At 59.8% G+C, this 18,995-nt stretch carries 22 protein-coding genes; 15 read left to right on the top strand and 7 right to left on the bottom strand.

The window, feature by feature from the left end; genetic code table 11:
- Positions 1-2 precede the first annotated feature (2 nt).
- Both E5180_RS11145 and E5180_RS11140 read right to left on the bottom strand, forming a co-directional pair.
- On the bottom strand, positions 3-602 hold the full coding sequence (locus tag E5180_RS11145) for a LysE family translocator (protein WP_171048943.1): 600 nt from the start codon (positions 600-602) through the stop codon (positions 3-5).
- A 105-nt stretch (positions 603-707) separates the two neighbouring features.
- Positions 708-1,667: an L-malyl-CoA/beta-methylmalyl-CoA lyase gene (locus E5180_RS11140; protein ID WP_138924439.1), complete on the bottom strand. Its 960-nt coding sequence runs from the start codon at positions 1,665-1,667 to the stop codon at positions 708-710.
- A gap of 249 nt (positions 1,668-1,916) precedes the next feature.
- Between E5180_RS11140 and dgcN the strand changes: the two genes are divergently transcribed.
- Genes dgcN through E5180_RS11125 form a run of 3 tightly spaced genes read left to right on the top strand, consistent with a single transcriptional unit; the run spans position 1,917 to position 4,793 of the window.
- Entirely contained in the window at positions 1,917-2,918 is a 1,002-nt protein-coding gene (gene dgcN, locus E5180_RS11135) for an N-acetyltransferase DgcN (protein WP_138924438.1), read from the top strand.
- Between the two features lie 45 nt (positions 2,919-2,963).
- Positions 2,964-3,929: an N-acetyl-D-Glu racemase DgcA gene (gene dgcA, locus E5180_RS11130; RefSeq protein WP_138924437.1), complete on the top strand. Its 966-nt coding sequence runs from the start codon at positions 2,964-2,966 to the stop codon at positions 3,927-3,929.
- A gap of 3 nt (positions 3,930-3,932) precedes the next feature.
- Complete coding sequence (locus E5180_RS11125; protein WP_138924436.1) at positions 3,933-4,793, top strand: D-amino-acid transaminase; 861 nt, start codon at positions 3,933-3,935, stop codon at positions 4,791-4,793.
- 31 nt (positions 4,794-4,824) lie between these two features.
- Here E5180_RS11125 and E5180_RS11120 read toward each other — a convergent pair whose 3' ends face one another.
- Entirely contained in the window at positions 4,825-5,136 is a 312-nt protein-coding gene (locus E5180_RS11120) for a DUF1244 domain-containing protein (protein WP_138924435.1), read from the bottom strand.
- 263 nt (positions 5,137-5,399) lie between these two features.
- On the opposite strand from E5180_RS11120, the gene pyk reads away from it, so the two are divergent.
- The 4 genes from pyk to rplT all read left to right on the top strand — a co-directional run bounded on the left by pyk (position 5,400) and on the right by rplT (position 7,830).
- On the top strand, positions 5,400-6,845 hold the full coding sequence (pyk, locus tag E5180_RS11115) for a pyruvate kinase (protein ID WP_138924434.1): 1,446 nt from the start codon (positions 5,400-5,402) through the stop codon (positions 6,843-6,845).
- A gap of 44 nt (positions 6,846-6,889) precedes the next feature.
- Entirely contained in the window at positions 6,890-7,117 is a 228-nt protein-coding gene (locus E5180_RS11110; RefSeq protein ID WP_138924433.1) for a hypothetical protein, read from the top strand.
- Between the two features lie 131 nt (positions 7,118-7,248).
- Positions 7,249-7,449, top strand: coding sequence for a 50S ribosomal protein L35 (gene rpmI, locus E5180_RS11105; protein WP_093731493.1), 201 nt, complete (start codon positions 7,249-7,251; stop codon positions 7,447-7,449).
- Between the two features lie 15 nt (positions 7,450-7,464).
- Positions 7,465-7,830 carry a 50S ribosomal protein L20 gene (gene rplT / locus E5180_RS11100; RefSeq protein ID WP_093731492.1) on the top strand — a complete coding sequence of 122 codons (366 nt, stop codon included), beginning with the start codon at positions 7,465-7,467 and terminating at the stop codon, positions 7,828-7,830.
- 61 nt (positions 7,831-7,891) lie between these two features.
- On the opposite strand, the gene E5180_RS11095 is transcribed toward rplT, so the two are convergent.
- Entirely contained in the window at positions 7,892-9,115 is a 1,224-nt protein-coding gene (locus E5180_RS11095; RefSeq protein ID WP_138924432.1) for a YbfB/YjiJ family MFS transporter, read from the bottom strand.
- A gap of 138 nt (positions 9,116-9,253) precedes the next feature.
- On the opposite strand from E5180_RS11095, the gene pheS reads away from it, so the two are divergent.
- The 6 genes from pheS (at position 9,254) to mscL (ending at position 15,315) form a co-directional block, all read left to right on the top strand.
- Complete coding sequence (pheS, locus tag E5180_RS11090) at positions 9,254-10,327, top strand: phenylalanine--tRNA ligase subunit alpha (RefSeq protein ID WP_138924431.1); 1,074 nt, start codon at positions 9,254-9,256, stop codon at positions 10,325-10,327.
- Between the two features lie 146 nt (positions 10,328-10,473).
- Positions 10,474-10,842 carry a hypothetical protein gene (locus E5180_RS11085; protein WP_206338720.1) on the top strand — a complete coding sequence of 123 codons (369 nt, stop codon included), beginning with the start codon at positions 10,474-10,476 and terminating at the stop codon, positions 10,840-10,842.
- A gap of 255 nt (positions 10,843-11,097) precedes the next feature.
- Positions 11,098-11,775 (top strand): alpha/beta hydrolase family esterase, encoded by a 678-nt coding sequence (locus E5180_RS11080; RefSeq protein ID WP_254700458.1) that lies wholly within the window; start codon positions 11,098-11,100, stop codon positions 11,773-11,775.
- A gap of 83 nt (positions 11,776-11,858) precedes the next feature.
- On the top strand, positions 11,859-14,258 hold the full coding sequence (gene pheT / locus E5180_RS11075) for a phenylalanine--tRNA ligase subunit beta (protein ID WP_138924428.1): 2,400 nt from the start codon (positions 11,859-11,861) through the stop codon (positions 14,256-14,258).
- A 16-nt stretch (positions 14,259-14,274) separates the two neighbouring features.
- Positions 14,275-14,724 carry a YtoQ family protein gene (locus tag E5180_RS11070; RefSeq protein ID WP_138924427.1) on the top strand — a complete coding sequence of 150 codons (450 nt, stop codon included), beginning with the start codon at positions 14,275-14,277 and terminating at the stop codon, positions 14,722-14,724.
- Positions 14,725-14,883: 159 nt separating this feature from the next.
- Entirely contained in the window at positions 14,884-15,315 is a 432-nt protein-coding gene (gene mscL, locus E5180_RS11065) for a large conductance mechanosensitive channel protein MscL (RefSeq protein WP_138924426.1), read from the top strand.
- A gap of 71 nt (positions 15,316-15,386) precedes the next feature.
- On the opposite strand, the gene ald is transcribed toward mscL, so the two are convergent.
- Positions 15,387-16,505 carry an alanine dehydrogenase gene (ald, locus tag E5180_RS11060; RefSeq protein WP_138924425.1) on the bottom strand — a complete coding sequence of 373 codons (1,119 nt, stop codon included), beginning with the start codon at positions 16,503-16,505 and terminating at the stop codon, positions 15,387-15,389.
- A 144-nt stretch (positions 16,506-16,649) separates the two neighbouring features.
- On the opposite strand from ald, the gene E5180_RS11055 reads away from it, so the two are divergent.
- Positions 16,650-17,111: an Lrp/AsnC family transcriptional regulator gene (locus tag E5180_RS11055; protein ID WP_138924424.1), complete on the top strand. Its 462-nt coding sequence runs from the start codon at positions 16,650-16,652 to the stop codon at positions 17,109-17,111.
- Here E5180_RS11055 and trhA read toward each other — a convergent pair.
- Both trhA and rpsU read right to left on the bottom strand, forming a co-directional pair.
- Positions 17,108-17,758 carry a PAQR family membrane homeostasis protein TrhA gene (gene trhA, locus E5180_RS11050; protein WP_138924423.1) on the bottom strand — a complete coding sequence of 217 codons (651 nt, stop codon included), beginning with the start codon at positions 17,756-17,758 and terminating at the stop codon, positions 17,108-17,110. The two genes, E5180_RS11055 and trhA, sit on opposite strands and share 4 nt — an antisense overlap.
- 156 nt (positions 17,759-17,914) lie before the next feature.
- On the bottom strand, positions 17,915-18,121 hold the full coding sequence (rpsU, locus tag E5180_RS11045) for a 30S ribosomal protein S21 (protein ID WP_005851231.1): 207 nt from the start codon (positions 18,119-18,121) through the stop codon (positions 17,915-17,917).
- A 113-nt stretch (positions 18,122-18,234) separates the two neighbouring features.
- Between rpsU and E5180_RS11040 the strand changes: the two genes are divergently transcribed.
- Positions 18,235-18,933 (top strand): COQ9 family protein, encoded by a 699-nt coding sequence (locus tag E5180_RS11040; RefSeq protein WP_138924422.1) that lies wholly within the window; start codon positions 18,235-18,237, stop codon positions 18,931-18,933.
- Positions 18,934-18,995 lie beyond the last annotated feature (62 nt).

Here is an 18,995-nt window from a genome sequence, read left to right as displayed (position 1 = left end):
TGTCAGCTGGCCGGCCAAAGGGCAGGCAACAGCGATGCCACAAGCAGCGCGGCCATGGTCACGTTAAACACCCGCAAACGTCGGGGATTCGTCAGAAAACGGGCCATCTGCCCGCCAAGAAGGGTCCAAAGCGTTACCGAAGGCAGCGCCATCACCGCCACGACAAGCGCCGTGATCACCAGCGGCAAAAAGCCGGCGGAAGGCACATAGATCGTGATGACGCTCAGCCCGAAAGCCCAGGCCTTTGGATTGACCCACTGGAACCCAGCGGCTTGCAGAAAGCTGAGCGGCTTGGCGTTCGGGTCGGCGGTTTGTACCGGCGCAGCGGTGGCGATCTTGAAGGCGAGGAAAGCCAGATAGATCAGGCTCAGCAGCTTGAGCACGGTATAAATGACGGGGAATGCGTCGAACACGCGGATCAACCCAAAGCCGGCAAGCAGCAGCATGACCATAAAGCCAAGGGTGATCCCCAGCATATGCGGCACCGTGCGCGCAAAGCCGAAATTCGCCCCGGACGCCATCAACATCAGGTTGTTCGGCCCCGGCGTGATAGAGGTGATGAGGGCGAAAAGCGCGAGCGCGGAAAGGACATCAATGGACATGCCGCCTTGATGCCCCAAGCCGCGGGGTATGCCAAGCCCGCTTCGCTACGGGGGGGCAACAGCGGCGCAGGAACAAGGCCCGCGCCGCTGTGTCGTATTGCGGGGCTAGCGCGAGGCGATCATCTCGGACTGGCGCACGATGACCTCGGCCTGTTTGATGCTGGCGATATCGACCAGACGACCTTTGTAGACGGTCGCACCTTCGCCGTTGGCCTTGGCTGTTTCCATCGCAGCCAGAATTTCGCGGGCTTCGGCGACGGCTTCCTCCGAGGGGGTAAAGACCTCGTTCGCGACGGCGATCTGCTTGGGGTGGATGGCCCATTTGCCGACCATGCCCAAAGTTGCCGACCGGCGTGCCTGCGCGCGGTAGCCTTCGTCGTCCGAGAAATCACCGAACGGACCGTCGACCGGCAGCACACCGTGGGTCCGGCAGGCAGCTACAATGGCGGTCTGCGCCCAATGCCACGGATCGGACCAATGCTTTGTCCCGTCGTGCAGCATGTAATAGTTCTCTTGTGTGCCGCCGATGCCGGTCGTCTGCATCCCCATAGAGGCAGCAAAGTCGGCCGCGCCAAGGCTCATCGCTTGCAAGCGCGGGCTGGCAGCCGCAATTTCTTCGACATGGGCGATGCCCGCCGCCGATTCGATGATGACCTCGAACGAGATCTTCTTGCTTCGGCCCTTGGCGGTTTCAATCGCAGTAACCAGCGCGTCAACGGTATAGACGTCTGCCGCGCAACCCACTTTGGGGATCATAATCTGGTCCAGACGCTCGCCTGCTTGCTCCAGCAGGTCGACGACATCACGGTACCAGTAAGGTGTGTCGAGGCCGTTGATCCGTACGGACAACGTCTTGTCGCCCCAGTCTACGTCGCTGATCGCTTTGATGATATTGGCGCGGGCGCTGTCTTTGTCCGAGGGGGCAACGCTGTCTTCCAAATCCAGGTTGATGACATCTGCGTCAGAGCTTGCCATTTTCTCGAAGATTGCCGGGCGCGAACCCGGGCCGAACAATTGGCAGCGGTTGGGGCGTGCAGGGGCTGTGGGCTGGATGCGAAAGCTCATATGCGAACTCCTTGAGTAATAAAGTTACGACTTGATTGCCTTGGGTGGTATTAAATTGCGCTGCGCCCTGCAAGAGTGATCTCGCAGCTGCAGCATCGAGCGCTAAATTTCTATGCACAATTCTTGCGCTAATGGGCGAATCTTTGCAAATATTCTGCGGTCTCTCTTGCGTCGGCCATTCATTTGCAACCTTATCGCGCCGAAAGGCTGCGAAACTGAGCCAAAGCCAAATTACAGGAGCATGTGATCATGATCAAAACACCATACCTTCTTTTCCTGGGCGACGCGCCAGATCATCTTGCTGCTAAAGTAGCGCAAGGCATCAAGGACTGGCGTCCCGATAATGCCGTCGGCCAATTGCGGCTGGACGGGTGTAAGGCGGATCTGGGCCTGACCGATATGACCCTAGCGCAGGCGAAAGAAGCGGGCGCAAAGACGTTGGTCATCGGTGTCGCAAACCGCGGTGGCACCATCAGCGCCACATGGCGCGCCGTGCTGGTCGAAGCGCTGGAGGCCGGCTTTGATTTGGCATCCGGCCTGCATAACCTGCTGCGCAACGAACCAGAACTGGTTGCCGCCGCCGAGAAACACGGCCGCACCTTGCATGATGTGCGCATTCCGTCGGTGCAATATCCCATCGCGAACGGTGTCAAACGCAGCGGCAAGCGGGTGCTGGCGGTCGGCACTGATTGTTCTGTCGGCAAGATGTATACCGCGCTGGCATTGGACGCGGCAATGAAGGAAAAGGGGCTGAAAAGCAGCTTCCGCGCCACAGGCCAGACCGGTATCCTGATCACCGGCGAAGGCGTGCCCTTGGACGCCGTGATCGCGGATTTCATGGCCGGTTCGATCGAGTATCTGACGCCTGACAATGATGACGACCACTGGGATATCATCGAAGGGCAGGGCAGCCTGTTCCACGTGTCCTATTCCGGCGTCACCATGGCGCTGATCCACGGCGGCCAACCCGATGCGCTGATCCTGTGCCACGAGCCAACCCGCAAAACCATGCGCGGTCTGCCCGACTATACGCTGCCCACGCTGGAAGAAGTACGCGACGTGGCGCTGACGCTTGCACGGGTCGCCAATGCCGGATGTCAGGTGGTCGGCATCTCGATCAATACGCAGCATCTGTCGGAAGTAGAGGCAGACGCATATCTCGCCGAGGTTGAGCATCGCTTGGGCTTGCCAGCCGTGGACCCGTTCCGCCAAGGTGCCGCGAAACTGGCGGATGCTTTGGCAGCCCTCTGATCGGCCCTTCGGGGAGAGTTTAAGTGGCAAAATGAAGGAGCGGATATGCGTATCGAGGTAAGCCGGGATGTGTTCCGGCTGGCGCAGGTCTTTACGATTTCGCGCGGGTCGCGGACCGAGGCGCAGGTGCTAACGGTTCGGATTACCGAATGCGGCGTGACGGGGTGGGGCGAGTGTGTGCCCTACGCCCGTTATGGAGAGACGTTGGAATCGGTCGCGGCAGAGATTGAAACGTTAAGCGGGTCCCTGACCCGCGAGGCGCTGTACGATCTGCTGCCCGCCGGGGCCGCGCGCAATGCGGTGGACTGTGCCTTGTGGGATTTACAGGCTAAGCAGGCAGGCAAACGTGTGTGGGAACTGGCGGGTTTGGCCCAGCCGGGGCCCGAGGTCACGGCCTTTACCCTGTCGTTGGATAGCCCCGAAAAAATGCGCGAACAGGCTGCATTGCATGCGCATCGTCCGTTGTTGAAGATCAAGCTTGGTACGCCGGACGATATGCCTCGCCTTGAGGCCGTGCGCGCCGGTGCCCCCGATGCGCAGATCATCATCGATGCGAATGAGGGCTGGTCGGCAGAGGTTTATGCCGATCTGGCACCGCATCTGGTACGGCTTGGAGTGTCATTGGTGGAGCAGCCTTTGCCTGCAGGCGATGATGATGAGCTGATCGGGATGGATCGGCCTGTGCCGGTCTGTGCGGATGAAAGCTGTCATGACCGTGCGAGCCTCGCTGCGCTCAAGGGTAAATACGATGTGGTCAATATCAAGCTGGACAAGACCGGCGGCCTGACAGAGGCGCTGGCGCTGCGCGATGCCGCTGTCGCGCAGGGCTTTGAGGTGATGGTCGGCTGCATGGTCGGGTCTTCGCTGGCAATGGCACCGGCGACCTTGGTAGCGCAGGGGGCCAAGGTGGTGGACCTTGACGGCCCGCTGCTTCTGGCCGAAGACCGCGAGGACGCTTTGACATTTGACGCCGCCGGGGTGCATCCGCCTGCGGCCAAGCTTTGGGGATAAGACATGCGGACTGTATATGTGAACGGCGAATACCTGCCCGAGACCGAAGCCAAGGTTTCGATCTTTGATCGCGGGTTTCTGATGGCGGACGGGGTCTATGAGGTCACCAGCGTGCTGGACGGCAAGCTGATCGACTTTGACGGCCACGCCATCCGGCTGAGCCGGTCGCTGAATGAATTGCAGATGCGCAACCCGATCTCGAAAGAGGATCTGTTGGAGGTGCATCGCGAGCTGGTCCGTGTGAACGAGATCGACGAGGGGCTGATCTATTTGCAGATCACGCGCGGGTCGGACGGGGACCGAGACTTTGCCTTCCCCGATCCCGAAACAACCGAGCCTACGATCGTGTTGTTCACCCAATCCAAGCCCGGTATGGCCGACAGCCCCGCCGCCAAGAAGGGGGCGAAGGTCATCAGCATCGAGGACATCCGCTGGGGCCGCCGCGACATCAAGACGGTGCAACTTTTGTACCCGTCGATGGGCAAAATGATGGCTAAGAAAGCGGGCTGTGACGATGCGTGGATGGTCGAGGACGGGTTTGTCACCGAAGGCACCAGCAACAACGCCTATATCGTCATGGGCAACAAGATCATCACCCGCGCCCTGAGCAACGAGATTTTGCACGGCATCACCCGCGCCGCAGTCCTGCGGTTTGCAAAAGAAGCGCAGATGGTGGTGGAAGAACGTAACTTTACCATCCACGAAGCGCAGCAGGCGGATGAGGCGTTCACCACATCAGCCAGCGCCTTTGTCATGCCCGTGGTCGAGATCGACGGCGTGGCTTTAGGTGATGGTACACCGGGCCGGGTCGCGCCGCGTCTACGCGAAATCTATCTGGAAGAAATGCGCAAGGCGGCGGTGTAACCCGCCTTGCCAAGGGGCTGGCCGCGTGCGGTCAGCCCTTTTCCACGTTCTGTTCAAACGCAACCTTGAACGCTTCTTTCTGCGTGTCTTTCGCGTCGGTCTGATAGCCGGCTTTCCATGCGTCCATGGTCATGCCGTAGAACAATTCACGCGCTTCTTCTTTGCTCATGTCGATGCCGCGTTCGTTCGCGGCCTCTTGGTACCAGCGCGACAGGCAATTGCGGCAAAATCCGGCCAAATTCATCATGTCGATATTCTGAACATCCGTGCGGTCCTGCATCAGATGTTGTTGCAGCCGGCGGAACGCCGCAGCCTGCAGTTCGATTTCCTGTTGTGTAGGCATTATGCTCTCCTCGGTGTGGGTGCCGTAAAGCTATGGGTTGGTCGGGGCGGGTTCAAGGCGGGTGCCTGTCTGCGTGTCTTGCGGTGTGCTTGCAATCGTCATGGTGCTGTCACATTGACGTGCGCATAGACGGAATGGGCGAGCTTCGCTAAATGTTAACGCTAACTTATTTGCTATCCACTCTGATCGCTGCGCGTGTTAAACCAAGGTAATCAGAGCGCGGGGGCTGCCAAAGCCCACAGATGAAAAGGGACGTCACCAGTATGAAACGCACGCGAAATGTCAAAATAGTTGCCACCTTGGGTCCAGCTTCGGATACCCACGAGACGATCTCGGCGTTGTTTCAAGCGGGCGCGGATGTGTTCCGGTTGAACATGAGCCACGGCAGCCATGATGAGATCAGGATCAAGCACAAGATCATCCGCCAGATCGAAGAGGAAACGGGTTCCACGATCGGTATCCTTGCGGATCTTCAGGGGCCGAAGTTGCGTGTGGGTGTCTTCGCTGGTGACAGCGAACTGCTGGTCGAGGGTGCGTCGTTCCGGCTTGATCTGGACGAGGCAGAGGGCAACGCCCGCCGCGTGTGCCTGCCGCACCCAGAGATTTTTCAAGCGCTCGAACCGGGTGCGTCGCTGTTGGTCAATGATGGTAAGATCCGTTTGAAGGTTAAGGAATGCGGGCCCGATTTCGCGGAGTGCGAAGTGATGATCGGCGGCGTGATCTCTAACCGCAAGGGCGTGAACGTGCCTGACGTGGTTCTGCCGCTTGCCGCCCTGTCTGAAAAGGACCGTGCGGATCTGGAATTTGTTTGCGATCTGGGGGTCGACTGGCTGGCGTTGAGCTTTGTGCAGCGTCCCGAAGATGTGACCGAGGCGCGCGAACTGGCCAAGGGCCGTGCCGCACTGCTGAGCAAGATTGAAAAGCCGTCGGCGGTGGACCGGTTCGAGGATATCCTTGCTGTCAGTGACGGGATCATGGTGGCGCGCGGTGATCTGGGGGTTGAGCTGCCGGTGCAGAATGTGCCGCCGATCCAGAAACGACTGGTGCGCAAGTGCCGCGCGGCGGCCAAGCCGGTGATCGTGGCGACGCAGATGCTGGAATCGATGATCGAAAGCCCGGTCCCCACACGGGCCGAGGTGTCGGACGTGGCGACCGCGATCTATGAAGGCGCGGATGCCGTGATGTTGTCGGCGGAATCTGCTGCCGGTGCCTATCCGGTCGAGGCCGTGCGCACGATGGACAACGTCGCCACCGAGGTAGAGCAGGACCCGACCTATACCCAGATCATCGAATCGTCACGCAAGGTAGACCGCATGACGGTGGCGGACGGTATCGTTGCCGCTGCCCGCGAGATTGCGGAAACCGCGAACATCAAGGCGATCTGCTGCTTCACGCAAAGCGGCACTACGGCGTTGCTGACAGCGCGCGAACGGCCACGGGTGCCGATCATTGCGCTGACGCCATTAGTCAGGACCGCACGTCGTCTGGCGCTAACCTGGGGCGTCAACTGCGTGCAGACCGGCACGCTGGAGCGGTTCAAGATGGCTGTGGTCAGCGCTGCACGGGTCGCCCGTGACGAAGGCTATGCCGGACCGGAAGACATGATCGTGGTCACTGCAGGCGTACCCTTTAACGTCGAGGGCAGCACCAATATCCTGCGCGTCGCCCCTTGCGACGAACGATTGATTTTTAATACCGATCCGGAATAACCTCTGATCAGCTAATAAAAATATATCGAGCAGGGGCAAAGACTATGGATACTGATCTGATTTTGGTGATTGGTCTTGCCCTTGCAGTCCTATCGATCCCGTCTGTGGTGTCGGCCTTCTCCGATAGCCGTGCGCCGCGGGCGTCGGCGTTGACGGTTCTGATCGCGGGCGGGATGATCGTCTATGCGATTAACACCCATCCGGGTGGCTATGCGCTGGAAGATATCCCCAACTCCGTCCTGCATGTCGTGGCGCGCTATAAGTTCTGGTAACCGCCAGCGTTTCGCGCTTTTGCCCTTGCTTTGAGGGGCGGTCCCTCCTATACGCCAGCTTCGTTCCGCGCGTCCGGCCTTCGTGGCATGCCGAGTCGCGCACTTACCGAACTCAAGTTAAGGAGACGGAAATGCCCAAGATGAAGACGAAATCGAGTGCAAAAAAGCGCTTTAAGATCTCGGCGACCGGCAAGGTCATCGGCGGTCAGGCTGGCAAACAGCATGGTATGATCAAACGGTCTAAGAAATTTATCCGTGACGCGCGTGGGACAACAGCTTTGTCTGCTCCCGACGCCAAGATCATCAAGGGCTTTATGCCCTACGACCGCTAAGATAGGAGAGCCGATATGTCCCGTACAAAAGGTGGTGTGGTCACCCACGCCCGTCACAAAAAGGTAATCAAGGCAGCCAAAGGTTACTACGGCCGTCGCAAGAACACCTTTAAGGTCGCCCGTCAGGCGGTCGACAAAGCCAACCAATACGCCACGCGCGACCGTAAGAACCGCAAGCGGAACTTCCGCGCATTGTGGATCCAGCGGATCAACGCCGCTGTGCGCAGCCACGACGAAGCACTGACATACAGCCGCTTCATCAACGGTCTGTCCTTGGCTGGTATCGAAGTGGACCGGAAGGTTCTGTCCGACCTGGCAGTCAACGAGCCCGAAGCATTCGGTGCCATCGTAAAGCAAGCACAAGACGCACTGGCCGCATAAGCGCCCTTTGACGATCCAGAGTTTTAGAATGCCGCCCTGACACCGGGGCGGCGTTTTTCGTTTAAGCGGGGTCTTGCGCCGTCAGGGGCTTTTGAAAGGCAACGACAGCCGCCCCCATCAGCAGGATCGCAGCTGCGACCAGCAGGCTCGATCCGATGTTGCCGGTCAGATCCCCCAAGGCACCGGCGGCAAAAGGGCCTGCGGTCTGCGCAACGGCAAAGACAACGGTGAACAGGCTCATGGCGGCGGCCCAGCTTTCTGCGGGCAGGTTCTGGCGGATAAAGCTGGTGATCGCGCTTGGGGCCATGAAAACGCACAGCCCGAAAACGATAGCCGAAATCACAACGGCCCCGCCTGCGGGCAAGACCAGCGGCAGCGCCGACCCGATTGCGATACCGGTCAGGATCATCGCCAAGGGCTTGCCGGAGGCGTGCTGCGCCAACACTCCGCGCCACACAAAAGGCGAGGCGATCAGGGCCACCCCCATGATGATCCACACAGCCGAGATCAGCAGCGCTGGCGCCTGCTGGTCGGTCATCCATGCCGACAGAAATGTCAGATACACGATATACCCCATAGCAAAGCCGATATAGCCTGCCAGCTCTTTCCAGATCAGGCGTAGCTTGATGCCGCCCGCTGCCGTGTTGCGTTGCGCAGGGACCGACAGCCGCGCCGCGGCCCATAGGGACAGGGGCAGGCAGGCCACGCTGATCGCGCCGATTATATACCAGCCATAGCGCCATGATCCGGTGCCCCAGACTTCTATCATCAGGGGCAGGGACGCCCCCGCCAGCATGATCCCGATGCCGCCCCCCGCGCCGAACAGGATCGCAATCGCCAGCGCATTGCGCCGGGCATCGCCGGGAAACAGCCGCGCGGTCAGCACGCCAGCGGTAGAGAATGACATCGCCCCGAACACCCCTGCCGCGAACCGCCAGAAGGTTTGCCAGCCCATTGTCGCCTCGTATCCCGTGGCCAGCAGGGTCAGCGTGGTCGCAACCATACCAAAACTGAACAGCCGCGCCGGCGCGATGCGCCCGATCAGCAGCAACGTCAGCACCGCGCCAATGATATAGCCAAGCGCATTCGCCGTGTTCAGCCAGCCCGCTTGCGCATAGGTCCAGTCCAGCTCGGTCTTCATCGCGGGCAGGATCAGCCCGTAGGCAAAGCGCGCAAACCCGTTAGTGACGGTCACCCCGAGCGTCAGTCCCAGAAGCGCCAGCCAAGGCCGTGTGACGGGTCGGGGAAGCGTCAGGTTACCTATGGGGGGTGAAGTCTCTGCCACGCTCTGCTCCCTTTTGGTGGTTTGCCGCACTATGTGCCCGCAGTTTCGTCATCACAAGACCCGCATCAGATAGCCCTGCCGCTTGTATTCGGGCCCAATTCTGCTAGCACCAGCCCGAGCAAAAGACATGAGGCCGATATGGACGACCTGAAAGCGAAATATCTGGGCCAGATCGCTGGTGCCGCCGACGAAGCCGCGTTGGAGGACATCCGTCTGACCGCGGTGGGTAAAAAGGGCGAAGTCGCCCTGAAGATGCGCGAGTTGGGCCGCATGACGCCCGAAGAGCGCCAGACGGTCGGGCCAGCGCTAAATGCGCTCAAGGACGAGATCACATCGGCCATCGCCGCCAAGAAAGCCGCTTTGGGCGATGCCGCACTTGATGAACGCCTGCGCAGTGAATGGCTGGACGTCACACTGCCCACGCGCGCGACGCGGCAGGGCACGATCCACCCCGTCAGCCAAGTGACCGAAGAAGTGACCGCGATCTTTGCCGAGCTGGGGTTTTCGGTCGCCGAAGGGCCGCGCATCGACACCGATTGGTATAACTTCGACGCGCTGAACATCCCCGGCCACCACCCTGCGCGTGCCGAGATGGATACGTTTTATATGGCGCGTGCCGAGGGCGACGACCGTCCGCCCCACGTGCTGCGCACCCACACCAGCCCCGTGCAAATCCGCACGATGGAGGCCGAAGGCGCGCCCTTGCGCATTATTTGCCCCGGTGGCGTGTACCGTGCCGACTATGACCAGACCCACACACCGATGTTCCATCAGGTCGAAGGTCTGGCGATCGACAAAGACATCTCTATGGCGAACCTGAAATGGACGCTTGAGGAATTCTTTAGCGCGTTCTTCGAAGTTGAGGGCATCAAGACCCGCTTCCGCGCCTCGCACTTCCCCTTCACCGAACCTTCGGCAGAGGTCGACATTCAGTGTTCGTGGGTCGACGGCCAGCTGCGCATTGGCGAAGGCGACGGCTGGATGGAGGTGCTGGGCTCCGGCATGGTCCACCCCAAGGTGCTGCAAGCGGGCGGGATCGACCCGAACGAATGGCAGGGCTTTGCCTTTGGCATGGGCATCGACCGCATCGCGATGCTGAAATACGGCATCCCCGATCTGCGGGCATTCTTTGATTCAGACCTGCGCTGGTTGCGCCACTATGGGTTCGCGAGCTTGGATCAGCCGACGCTGCATGGTGGTTTGAGTAGGTGAGAAGCGAACCTCGCTACTCAAGATTCGCCGGCTGGATCGATAAAGTCGTGCTTGGGGTGCTAGTTTCCGGTGCGCTAATAACCTTTATGACGCTGTTCGGATACAAACTGTATGTCGCCCCACTGGAGGCAGGCCTCCGGACCGAAATGAACGATCTAGCGACGCGTTTTGATCAGTATACTCAGAACGTGGAGTTAGTGCTGGAATCTCTAGCGCGCATTGAGAATGTAGATATGGCTGACACCAATGCCACTGCATTCCTAGTTAGACAAAATGGGCTTATCCAGCGAATCTCCCAAATCGAAGAGACGTTAGATAAGAACCCTCGTGAGGTAATTGACCTAGTTCAAGTCAGAGCGCAGTTATCGTCACAGCAACGACAACTTGATGCCGCACTAGCAAGCTTCGACCGTGAAAATCAACGCTCGTTCACGACGGTCCTTTCTCTGATAGGAGCACTTTTCACCAGCTTCTTGCTCTTGGTTTTAACAAAATTCCTTCAAAGGGGAAGCTGAATGAAGTTTCCCCTTTCCTGGCCCAAGGACCATCTCGACCACATGAGATGGATTAATGTGATAAGCTAGCTCGCACTGGACCGGCCTTTTAACCCACTAAGTCTTCAACCCCTTCTGTGAGCTGCGCTGGTGAAATACTTAATACTCCTATTCTGCTTCAGCGTCCTCCTCGCATCTTCCGCCACCGCCCAGTCCCTCCCGCCCTGCGGCGGCGATACGGTCTGCAAGGTCGGTGACCGCAGCTACAGCATCCTGATGCCCGACGACTGGGACGGGGTTACGCCTCTGCCCGTGATGATGCATTTCCACGCTTTCCTGCGGCGTGGGCGTACCGTGATCAACCATCCGCGTATCGGGTCTGAAACAAAGCCGCGTGGCGTGATGCTGGTCGCCCCTTCGGCGCAGCATCGGGCGTGGCGGTTCTGGCAGGAAGATCCGGCGGATATCGACTTTGCTGACGCGGTGCTGGCGGATGTGGCCAAGCGCTTTCCGGTGGATCAAAGCCAGATTTACATCTCGGGGTTCAGTTTCGGGGCGGCGATGGCGTGGCGCTATGCCTGCGCGCGCGGCGACAGGATCGCGGGGCTGATGACCATGTCGGGGACCATCAAGCAGGCCAGCACCTGCGCCAACCCGCCGCGTCAGGTCCGCCATGTGCACGGGCTGAACGATCTGTGGATGAGCCTGCCACGCGGACCGGACCATGATGCCACCAACGTCGTCGCGCTGTGGCGCAAGGCGCTGCGCTGTGGCGCAGGGCGGCTGGACGGTGCGCTGACGCTGGCGCCGGGGGTCGAGTTCGCGCATTTCACGTGGGACACCTGCGCAGGCAATCGTAGCGTCACACTGGACATCCACACAGGCGGGCATTTCATCCCGACAGGATGGCTTGGCTACCAGCTGGACGGGTTGATGTCCAAAACACCGGGCTAGGCGCAAAACGCACCCGCACCGCATTGAAACCGCGCCGATTAAACGCTACGCCCTAGCGCAAGCATTGCATGAGGATCACCGCCATGAAATTCACACTGTCCTGGCTGAAGGAACATCTCGACACGACCGCGTCGATTGATGAAATCACCTATGCGTTGACCGATCTGGGTCTCGAGGTCGAAGGCGTCGAGGATCGCGGCGCAAAGCTGGCGGATTTTACGCTGGGCTACGTGCAGTCGGCTGAAAAGCACCCTGACGCGGATCGCTTGCAGATCTGTCAGGTGGATACCGACGAAGGCGTCCAGCAGATCATCTGCGGTGCACCGAACGCGCGTCAGGGGATCACCGTGGTCGTGGCGAAACCGGGCGTTTATGTGCCGGGCATAGATACAACAATCGGCGTTGGCAAAATCCGTGGCGTCGAAAGCTTTGGCATGATGGCCTCCGAGCGCGAGCTTGAACTGTCCGAAGAACATGACGGTATCATAGAGCTGCCCTCGGGCAACGTTGGCGACCGTTTCATCGACTGGCTGGCGGAAAATGACCCCGCCAAGGTCGACCCCGTGATCGAGATCGCGATTACCCCCAACCGCCCTGATGCTCTGGGAGTGCGCGGGATTGCCCGCGATCTGGCGGCCCGTGGTCTGGGCAAGCTGAAACAGCGCGATGTGGCCGCAGTAGAGGGGCAGTTCCCGTGCCCGATCACCGTGTCGATTGACGATGACACGCTGGATCAGTGTCCGGTGTTCTACGGCCGCGTGATCCGCGGCGTCAAAAACGGCCCGTCGCCCGTCTGGTTGCAGGACAAGCTGCGCGCCATCGGGCTGCGGCCGATCTCGTTCCTTGTCGATGTGACGAACTTCTTCACCTATGACCGCAACCGCCCGCTGCACGTGTTTGACGCCGATAAGGTCGCGGGCAACAGCCTGCGCATCCACCGCGCCAAGGGCGGCGAGACGCTGATGGGGCTGGACGACAAGGAATACACCTTCAGCGAAGGCATGACCTTGATTTCGGACGCCGAAAAGGTCGAAAGCATCGCGGGTGTAATGGGCGGCGCGGAAAGCGGCTGTTCCATGGACACGGTGAATGTGTTTGTCGAGGCGGCCTATTTTGATCCGGTCCGCACCGCCTACACAGGGCGCGCGCTCAAGATCAATTCTGATGCGCGCTACCGGTTCGAACGGGGCATCGACCCCGAATGGACGCCCTATGCCATCGAACATGCCACGCAGATGATTTTGGACATCGCGGGCGGCGAAGCGTCCGAGGTCGTGGTGGCCGGTAAGGTGCCAGACTTTTCCCGCGCCTATAAGCTGGACGCCGCCCGCGTGCAGTCGCTTGTGGGGATGACCATCTCGGAGAGCGAACAGCGCAAGACACTGACAGCGCTTGGCTTCCGGCTGGAAGGCGATATGGCCCATGTGCCAAGCTGGCGCCCCGATGTGCAAGGCGAAGCCGATCTGGTCGAGGAAGTCGCGCGGATTGCCTCGCTGACCAAGCTCGAAGGACGCCCCTTGCCGCGTTTGACCGCCGGCGTGCCCAAGCCTGTCCTGTCGCCCATGCAGCGCCGCGAGGCCATCGCGCGCCGTTCTTGCGCCGCGTTGGGCTATAACGAATGTGTGTCCTACAGCTTTATCGATCAGCCATCCGCCGCGCTGTTTGGTGGCGGCACCGATGACACCCGTCTGGAGAACCCGATTAGCACCGACATGAGCCACATGCGCCCGTCGCTGTTGCCCGCGTTGTTGCAAGCCGCTGCCCGCAATCAGGCGCGTGGCTTCCCCGATATGGCCCTGTTCGAGGTCGGCCCTGTGTTCACCGGCGGAGAACCGGGCGACCAGCATTTGCAAATCAGCGGTCTTTTGATCGGTCGTACGGGCCCCAAAGACGTGCATGGGGCATCGCGCCCTGTCGATGTGTTCGACGTAAAGTCGGATATCGAGGCGGTGCTTGCCTCTATCGGTGCCCCGACCAAAGTGCAGATCAACCGCAACGGGTCCGACTGGTTCCATCCGGGCCGTCACGGTCAAATCTGCCTTGGCCCGAAAAAGGTGCTTGGTGTCTTTGGTGAAATTCACCCGCGGGTGCTGGCGGCGATGGATGTGAAAGGGCCTGCAATGGGCTTTACCATCTGGCCCGCCGAAGTGCCTTTGCCGCGCAAAGCGGGATCCACCCGTCCGGCGCTGAACGTCAGCGCGCTGCAAGCGGTTGAACGCGACTTTGCCTTTGTGGTGGACGCGGAGGTGGATGGGCTGACCTTGGTCAATGCGGCGATGGGGGCGGACAAGGCCCTGATCGACGATGTGCGCGTGTTTGATGAATTCATCGGCGGGACTTTGGGCGAGGGCAAAAAATCGCTCGCGCTGACCGTGCGGATGCAACCCAGCGACAAGACACTGAAAGACGCGGATATCGAAGCTGTGAGTGCCAAGGTGATCGACAAAGTCACCAAAGCCAGCGGCGGCGTGCTGCGCGGTTAAAGCGAACGGAGGCGGTATGACGTTGCATGTTTATCTATCGGGTGAAATCCACACCGACTGGCGCGATCAGATCATTGATGGCGCGGCGGAGCTGGATGTCGTGTTCACCGGCCCTGTCACCGACCACGCGGCCAGCGATGACTGCGGTGTGGCTATTCTGGGCGCCGAGGCGGACAAGTTCTGGCACGACCGCAAGGGTGCTCAGCTGAATGCGATCCGCACCCGCAAGGGCATCGAAGAGGCGGATGTCGTCGTCGTCCGCTTTGGCGATCAGTACAAACAGTGGAACGCGGCGTTTGATGCGGGTTATGCGGCGGCTCTGGGGAAATCTTTGGTCATTCTGCATGGCGCTGATCATGCGCACGCGTTGAAGGAAGTCGACGCTGCAGCGATGGCAGTTGCCGACGACCCCGCGCAAGTCGTTCAAATCTTGCGCTATGTCCTGACGGGCAACCTACCCGTATAGCCAGACGCTGGCGCGGATTGCGCGGTTTTCGCCTCCATGCAGGGGAAAACTGTGCTTAGTCGACAAAAAGACCTCGCTCGTTTGAAAACCTGTGCTAACGCATCTGCAGTATGTCGTGCGACGTAACAGGCACGGCTTTTAATCTTGCGAGGGACGAATATGCTTCAAGAATTCAAGGATTTCATTGCCAAGGGCAATGTGATGGATCTGGCGGTGGGTATCATCATCGGTGCCGCATTCACGGCGATCGTGAGCTCGCTGGTCAGCGACCTTATCAACCCTGTCATCGGTCTGGTGCTTGGGGGCGTTGATTTCACCAGCATGTATGTCGTGCTGTCCGGCGATGTGCCCGCAGACTCCGGGCTGGATGCCGCCCGCGAAACCGGTGCTGCGATCTTTGCCTATGGCGCGTTCATCACCGCCTGCATCAACTTCCTGATTATCGCCTTTGTGGTCTTTATGCTGGTTAAATTTGTCAACCGGATCAAATCGTTGGCGGAACGCCCCGATGATGTGGCACCAGAGGTGGCAACCGGCCCGAGCCAATTGGACGTGCTGCTGCAAATCCGCGACGAGCTTGCCAAAAAGTAAGTCCGGCTCAACTGTCGAAATCTAAAAGGCCCGCAGGTTCACTGCGGGCCTTTCCTTGTTGTCGGGATCGCTTAACCGGCGATGGCTTGATCGGCGGTGATCGCCTCTAGTCCAAGCGCTTCGGCCACGGCGGCATAGGTCAGCTGGCCCGCATGGATATTCAGCCCCGCCTTGAGGTGGGGATCGTCGGCGCAGGCTTGCTTCCAGCCTTTATCCGCAAGCGTCAGCATGAAGGGCATTGTGGCATTGCCAAGCGCGATGGTAGAGGTCCGCGCGACCGCGCCGGGCATGTTGGCAACGCAGTAATGCATGATGCCATCGACCTCGTACACCGGATCTTGGTGCGTGGTCGCCTTTGATGTTTCAAAGCAGCCGCCTTGGTCAATGGCCACGTCCACCAGCGCTGCGCCGGGCTTAAGCTCGGACAGTTGCGCGCGGCTGATCAGTTTCGGGGCTGTGGCTCCGGGGATCAGGACGGCGCCGATGATCATGTCGGCCTCGCGCGCCAATTCGATGGTATTCCCCGCCGAGGCATAAGACGTGCTGAAAACGCCGCCATAGATATCATCCAGATAGCGTAGGCGCGGCAGGGACCGGTCAAGCACGGTCACATCCGCGCCCATACCCGCTGCGATACGGGCCGCATGGGTACCAACAACGCCACCGCCGATCACGACCACGCGGGCAGGGCCAACACCGGGCACGCCGCCCAGTAAGACGCCGCGCCCTCCATTGGCTTTTTGCAGCGTCCATGCCCCCACCTGCGGGGCCAGACGGCCCGCGACTTCGGACATCGGTGCCAGCAGGGGCAATCCGCCATTGCGGTCGGTAACGGTTTCATAGGCGATACACGTCGCACCAGAAGCCAGCAGATCTTTTGTCTGTTCGGGGTCAGGGGCGAGGTGCAGATAGGTGAACAGGATCTGCCCCTCGCGCAGCATCTTGCGTTCTGCCGCTTGGGGTTCCTTGACCTTGACGATCATGTCGGCGCTGGCGAATACCTCTTGTGCAGTGGCAAGGATTGTCGCGCCGGCATCGGTATATGCTGCGTCATCAAAGCCCGCGCCAACGCCGGCACCGGTTTCTATAACGACCTCATGTCCCTTGGTCACCGCCTCGTAGGCGGCGTTCGGCGTCATGCCGACGCGAAATTCCTGTGGTTTGATTTCTTTCGGGCAACCGATTTTCATACTGTTTGGCCTATCAAAAGGGTTAATGTGGATTACGGTACGCCTCTGATTGCGCAATTAAGCACGGTTTACGCTGCGCTCTCCCTTGCTCTGTTCGAATAAAACGTTGTATTTGTGCCATTTCACGCGAAAGTATTGTGTAGCATGAACCTTGACGACATTGATCGCCGCATCCTGACCGCCTTGCAACGCAACGGGCGTATGTCAAATTCCGACCTGTCGGAAAAGGTACACCTGTCGGCCTCGGCCTGTCACAGGCGCGTGCAGCGGCTGGAATCCGACGGCTACATCCGCGATTATGTCGCCCTGCTGAATCCACGCAAAATGGGGGTCCCGACAACGGTGTTTGTCGAGATTACGCTACAGGGGCAGGCAGATGAGGTGCTGGACGCCTTTGAAAAAGCGGTCGCTCGTATTCCCGATGTGCTGGAATGTCATCTGATGGCAGGGGCGGCGGATTATCTGCTCAAGGTCGTGGCCGAGAACACCGAAGACTTCGCCCGTATCCATCGTCAACATTTGGCGCGGTTGCCGGGCGTCGGGCAGATGCAATCAAGCTTTGCGTTGCGCACCGTGTGCAACACCACTGCACTGCCGGTCGGTTAACCCGCAGGCGGAAACAGCGCCATCCAGATGCCCACAAACATCGCGATTCCGCCGATGTTCACCCACGCGTGCCAGATCGCATAGCGAAAACGCATGGCACGGCGCACATAAAATCCGACACCGATGACGTAAGCCAAGGCACCCACTATGATGCTCCAGAGCGTCGCCAGCGGTACGCCTGTTAGGTCCGGCAAGGCGCCTAGGCCAACGGCACCAAGACCCAGGTATGACGCGGTAGACCATTTGCCCTGCACCTGCGGGTCGGTGATCTTTTTATACATCGCGATCAGGGCCAGCCCCCATGACACACAAAGCAATGTGATCGTCCATGTGGTGCCCGCCTGCACGAAGAACGGGGTAAAGGTACCTGCAATACTGGGGTAGATCGCGGCGTGGTCAATCCGGCGCATCAGCTTGCGGGCATCATGCCACGGCGCGAAGTGATAGGCGCAGGACGCGAGGTTCGACACCAGCGCACACAGGACATAGACCGTCACCGCGACGGTCACGCCCGTGGTTAGTGACGTAGCGGTTTTGACCACCAGCGCGCCGCCCGCGCCCAGAATCAGTGCCAAGCCGACAAGGTGAACGATCAGATCAGCCCGCCGGTGTGTCGGGGCAACGCTGGGGTAGGTGGGCTGGGTCATGGTCTGTCCTGTGTCGTGGCCGTTCCGCGATAGGCGCAGTCGCGGGGCACTGTCCACCGTACCGGTACGTCACCACAAAGGCGAAGGCGGACAAAAGAAAACCCCCGGCACCTAAAGGTAACGGGGGTTCATATCCTTATGCGTCGCTTGGATGATTTACATCATGCCTTCGCGCTGCAATTTTTTCCGTGCCAATTTGCGGCTACGGCGGATCGCTTCGGCTTTCTCGCGTGCTTTTTTCTCGGAAGGCTTCTCGAAATGTTGCTTGAGCTTCATTTCACGAAACACACCCTCGCGCTGAAGTTTCTTCTTCAGGGCGCGCAGCGCTTGATCGACGTTATTATCGCGAACACTAACCTGCATGTGGTTTTCACCACCTTTCTAGTTTGAAGTTGCAAGGATTTGCAGGAGCTGGCCATATAGCAACTGAAACCTATATTGTCTAGAGCAAAGCCAATCACCTTGAGGAGGCCGCTATGACGAACACGTCCCAGACACCGAAAGAGCAACTGCTGGATGCTGCACTGATCCATGTCGCGTTTGACGGCTGGTCAGAGACAACGTTCAAGGCCGCTGTCCGCGACACAGGCATGGACCCGACCGTCGCCCGCGCCGTTTGTCCGCGTGGTGCCGTTGATCTGGCCGTTGCCTATCACAAACGCGGCGATCAGCAGATGATTGACCGCATGAAGTCCGAAGACATGAGCCAGATGAAGTTCTCGGCCAAGGTCGCCGCCATGGTCCGCTTCCGGCTTGAAGCTGCGACAGACAAGGAAGCGGTACGTCGTGGGACAACTCTGTTTGCCCTACCGCAATATGCACCCGAGGGGGCCAAATTGGTTTGGGGTACTGCCGACGCCATATGGAACGCATTGGGCGACACGTCCGAAGACGTGAACTGGTACACCAAACGCGCCACGCTGAGCGCGGTCTATTCCTCGACCGTGCTGTTCTGGCTGGGTGACACTAGCGAAGGCCATGCAGACACATGGGCCTTCCTTGATCGCCGGATAGAAAACGTGATGCAGATCGAAAAGGTCAAGGCGCAGGTCAACAGCAGCCCCACGCTGAGCATGCTGATGGCGGGGCCCAACTGGTTGCTTTCCCACGTAAAAGCGCCCTCGCGCACGGCGCGCAGCGACCTGCCCGGCAGCTGGGGTGGGCCGCGCTCTTAGGCTGGCTTCACTCGTCAGGTCAGACCTGCTAGGTGCTGCGCGTCCGCACCCGGCGCGGGCGC

It is taken from the genome of Sulfitobacter sp. BSw21498, assembly GCF_006064855.1.
In the GTDB taxonomy this organism is placed as follows: domain Bacteria; phylum Pseudomonadota; class Alphaproteobacteria; order Rhodobacterales; family Rhodobacteraceae; genus Sulfitobacter.
Note: the sequence above shows the minus strand (reverse complement) of the source record. Positions and strands in the feature narration are given on the sequence as shown.

Bases quoted from the DNA above. Each gene is read 5' to 3' on its own strand.
- E5180_RS11145 (WP_171048943.1), bottom strand. From the start codon at position 602: ATGTCCATTGATGTCCTTTCCGCGCTCGCGCTTTTCGCCCTCATCACC.
- E5180_RS11140 (WP_138924439.1), bottom strand. From the start codon at position 1,667: ATGAGCTTTCGCATCCAGCCCACAGCCCCTGCACGCCCCAACCGCTGC.
- dgcN (WP_138924438.1), top strand. From the start codon at position 1,917: ATGATCAAAACACCATACCTTCTTTTCCTGGGCGACGCGCCAGATCAT.
- dgcA (WP_138924437.1), top strand. From the start codon at position 2,964: ATGCGTATCGAGGTAAGCCGGGATGTGTTCCGGCTGGCGCAGGTCTTT.
- E5180_RS11125 (WP_138924436.1), top strand. From the start codon at position 3,933: ATGCGGACTGTATATGTGAACGGCGAATACCTGCCCGAGACCGAAGCC.
- E5180_RS11120 (WP_138924435.1), bottom strand. From the start codon at position 5,136: ATGCCTACACAACAGGAAATCGAACTGCAGGCTGCGGCGTTCCGCCGG.
- pyk (WP_138924434.1), top strand. From the start codon at position 5,400: ATGAAACGCACGCGAAATGTCAAAATAGTTGCCACCTTGGGTCCAGCT.
- E5180_RS11110 (WP_138924433.1), top strand. From the start codon at position 6,890: ATGGATACTGATCTGATTTTGGTGATTGGTCTTGCCCTTGCAGTCCTA.
- rpmI (WP_093731493.1), top strand. From the start codon at position 7,249: ATGCCCAAGATGAAGACGAAATCGAGTGCAAAAAAGCGCTTTAAGATC.
- rplT (WP_093731492.1), top strand. From the start codon at position 7,465: ATGTCCCGTACAAAAGGTGGTGTGGTCACCCACGCCCGTCACAAAAAG.
- pheS (WP_138924431.1), top strand. From the start codon at position 9,254: ATGGACGACCTGAAAGCGAAATATCTGGGCCAGATCGCTGGTGCCGCC.
- E5180_RS11085 (WP_206338720.1), top strand. From the start codon at position 10,474: ATGAACGATCTAGCGACGCGTTTTGATCAGTATACTCAGAACGTGGAG.
- E5180_RS11080 (WP_254700458.1), top strand. From the start codon at position 11,098: ATGCCCGACGACTGGGACGGGGTTACGCCTCTGCCCGTGATGATGCAT.
- pheT (WP_138924428.1), top strand. From the start codon at position 11,859: ATGAAATTCACACTGTCCTGGCTGAAGGAACATCTCGACACGACCGCG.
- E5180_RS11070 (WP_138924427.1), top strand. From the start codon at position 14,275: ATGACGTTGCATGTTTATCTATCGGGTGAAATCCACACCGACTGGCGC.
- mscL (WP_138924426.1), top strand. From the start codon at position 14,884: ATGCTTCAAGAATTCAAGGATTTCATTGCCAAGGGCAATGTGATGGAT.
- ald (WP_138924425.1), bottom strand. From the start codon at position 16,505: ATGAAAATCGGTTGCCCGAAAGAAATCAAACCACAGGAATTTCGCGTC.
- E5180_RS11055 (WP_138924424.1), top strand. From the start codon at position 16,650: ATGAACCTTGACGACATTGATCGCCGCATCCTGACCGCCTTGCAACGC.
- trhA (WP_138924423.1), bottom strand. From the start codon at position 17,758: ATGACCCAGCCCACCTACCCCAGCGTTGCCCCGACACACCGGCGGGCT.
- rpsU (WP_005851231.1), bottom strand. From the start codon at position 18,121: ATGCAGGTTAGTGTTCGCGATAATAACGTCGATCAAGCGCTGCGCGCC.
- E5180_RS11040 (WP_138924422.1), top strand. From the start codon at position 18,235: ATGACGAACACGTCCCAGACACCGAAAGAGCAACTGCTGGATGCTGCA.